Genomic DNA, 2,598 nt, shown 5'->3' with positions numbered 1-2,598 from the left:
ACTGAAGCACCGGATATTCTCCCCACTTCATCAGAGCCTCCAACAGTCTGGATCATTTATGGATTGATAATTTTTTATCAGGTATAAGTGCCTGTTAAACAGAATTTAAAGGCGACAAGACAAAGCCTGATAATGCGGGGAGTTACAACCATATTTTTTTTCACTCGTCTTGTAAGAGCAAATACAGTAATCCAGGATGCGTCTGTATTCCGATATCTCTGATTGCCGGAAGTTTCTGATTAAAAAAATGAATGGTTGTTTAACTACCCTAAAATGAATATGCCTATGAAAACCAACGGAATAAAAGAATTCCTTTTTTTATTGATTCTCTTGTCATTTTTTTCCTTTACAGTCAGGGGGCAAGCCATTGCACGTCAGTCTATAGGTAGTTACGGAGCAGGGGGTTCCATAGAGGGAGCCGCTTTCAGCCAGACTGTTGGACAGCCCTATTCCACAGGCATTTACGCCGATAATGTGGTCGGCATTAATCCGGGTTTTCAGCAATCCGGTTTATTACTGAATCAGACAAAGGGAAAGGAAGAGCAAAAAGAGAAAACTGCCACGAATAAGGATTATAAGGATCTGAAGGTCTATCCCAATCCAGCCAGCAGTGATCTTTACATTGACACCCATATGGAGCAGGGGGACCTGAAGATTTTTGATATGCAGGGCAGAAAGATCCTGGATAAACGGATCACGGATCCGTATTCTTACCCGGTCAATTGCAGTGACTGGAACAGCGGACTTTACATGATCAAGGTATATGACAAGTCCACAGACACACATTACAGAGCCAAAGTATTAATCTCAAAATAACTGATCTTATGAATAAAGCAGTACGATATCTTTTTCTTGTAGTTGTGGCAGGGTTGTTCATCCTACCCCGTCAGGCAAATGCCCAGTCAGGCATCACTATTGACGCCTCACAACAAATGACATCCTTTGAATTTACGAACAGTGCCGGAAATATCGACAATTCTTACTCGCCGATCTATTCTGGCGCCTATACCGCAGGTTATACCCACGTGCTGGATTTCGGTCTCTATTTTAATACAGCCGTTGGAATGAGAAATGCAGGGGCCACCATGACGCTGGACGACACGCATCTCAGGTGGGATTTTCGTTATGCCCAGGGGAAACTGGGATTGGGCTACATGTATGATCTGGGAAGGTTCAGGCCCTATCTGGGGGTTTCCGGTTACTATGCCAAGCTCTTAAAGGCCAATCAGAGGATCAATGATCCTACCCGCGAGAACATCAACTACGATTTGATGGAAGCCGGGATGGTGAATGAAAAGGATTATGGACTTCTGGTTACGCCGGGTGTAAGAATTGCCGCTTCTGATTTTATCTCCGTATACACAGAATTTGAGTATTTAATGGGATTGCAGAACATTGAAACAGGAGCGAGCAACCAGGAAGCCACCAATATGGGATATTCATTAACCCTCGGGCTTTCCATTACTATAGCCAAGAAAGAAGAATAAAAACCCCAAAATCACAAGCATATGAAAACCTATACAAAGCTATATTTGATCATCATTTTGTTGTTTGCTGGTATCGGACATACATCAGCCCAGAGAATAGGAGATTTGCACGGGATCAATTACCAGGCCGTTGCTATAGACGAAGAGGGGAAGGAGATTGTTGGGATGGATATGGAAGGCAAGCCGCTGTATGAAAAGGAGATCGGTGTACGATTTACCATCAATAAGGGCCAGAATGGCGATGTTTTATATCAGGAGACCCACACAGCCCTGACCAATCAGCATGGGTTGTTTTCTTTGGTCATTGGAAAGGGCGAGCAAACAGGTGGAACCTATACGCATCTGAACGACATTCCCTGGATCGAGGCCGACCAGTGGCTGAAAGTGGAGATATCCATAGAGAACAATGGCAATTACCGGATGGTAAGCAATCAACGGTTCATGTCCGTACCGTATTCCTTTTACACCGATAATATTGCCGACAATGCCATCACCACCGAGAAGATCCTGGATCACGAGATTCAGAACGAGGACATCGACACGGGTTCTGTCGATACGCGGGTCATAGAGGATGGCTCCATCGTAAATGAAGACATAGCCGATCAAGCCATCAACCTGCAGCAGAAGGTTACCGACACCCTTCCCGTGGTCAATGGTGGCACAGGCCGGGGAGCGGTACCGGAAGGCAGCATTCTGGTCGGTAAGGGGGTGAATTCGTTGGACACCCTGATGGTAAGTGACAGTGCCATGGTCTTGACGAATTTTGAGGGCCAGGGCAATACCAAGCTGTATAAGCTCAGGGCCGGAGCCCGGACGAGTCTTTCTGTCGATTCCACCAACCGCACCATCACCATTACAGCGGCAGAGCAGCAGACAGGTCCCGGAACGGGTGTCGGCAGGGTGAATACCGGGATTATAAACGCCGGTGATCAATCCGTACGGGAGTTTCCCATCGACGGGGTTGAAATGAACGACATCATCCTTCCTTCTGTGGGAGTTGATTTACAGGGCCTAACCATGAGCGCTTATGTAGCCTCAGCCGGGCATGTAAAGGTGGTGTTTTTCAACGGAAGCAACAGCAGCGTGGATCTAGGGACCATCGATGTGGCCA

At 46.5% G+C, this 2,598-nt stretch carries 3 protein-coding genes; all 3 read left to right on the top strand.

All coding sequences use genetic code 11. From position 1 onward, the window contains the following. Window positions 1-285 precede the first annotated feature (285 nt). The gene (locus KGY70_20650) at window positions 286-816 is read left to right on the top strand and encodes a T9SS type A sorting domain-containing protein (GenBank protein MBS3777616.1); all 531 of its coding nucleotides are present in this window, start codon (window positions 286-288) and stop codon (window positions 814-816) included. Window positions 817-824: 8 nt separating this feature from the next. Next, a complete protein-coding gene (locus tag KGY70_20645; GenBank protein ID MBS3777615.1) occupies window positions 825-1,487 on the top strand; it encodes a hypothetical protein in 663 nt (220 codons plus the stop codon). A 21-nt stretch (window positions 1,488-1,508) separates the two neighbouring features. Next, a partial coding sequence (locus tag KGY70_20640; protein ID MBS3777614.1) for a hypothetical protein occupies window positions 1,509-2,598 on the top strand: 1,090 nt, incomplete at its 3' end.

Source organism: Bacteroidales bacterium (genome assembly GCA_018334875.1).
In the GTDB taxonomy this organism is placed as follows: Bacteria; Bacteroidota; Bacteroidia; order Bacteroidales; family UBA12077; genus JAGXLC01.
Note: the sequence above shows the minus strand (reverse complement) of the source record. Positions and strands in the feature narration are given on the sequence as shown.